Genomic DNA, 266 nt, shown 5'->3' on the forward strand with positions numbered 1-266 from the left:
CGGGCTGCTTCTTGAGGATTTGACAAGAAGCCAAGTTCAAGGAGAACTGCTGGCGCTGTCGTTTCACGCAAGACTGCAAAGGTTTGACGTTTCACACCCTGATTCTGAGCGCCAGTCGCATTAATAATGCTGGACTGGATGGCATTGGCCAAAGTGTCACTCATGCTCAATCGCGTCGGATTAGCATGGTAAGTCGCATTAATACGTGATGGGTATTCTGCATAAGGTTGGTAATAATAAGTTTCGATTCCCTGTGCTGCTGAACT

Annotated in this window: 1 protein-coding gene; it reads right to left on the reverse strand. The window is 47.4% G+C overall.

Features of this window, described 5'->3' with window-relative positions; all coding sequences use genetic code 11:
- The coding region (locus AX662_RS00010; RefSeq protein ID WP_197414646.1) for an N-acetylmuramoyl-L-alanine amidase at nt 1-266 on the reverse strand (266 nt) is incomplete at both ends.

It is taken from the genome of Streptococcus sp. CCH5-D3, from assembly GCF_001556435.1.
Lineage (GTDB): Bacteria > Bacillota > Bacilli > Lactobacillales > Streptococcaceae > Streptococcus.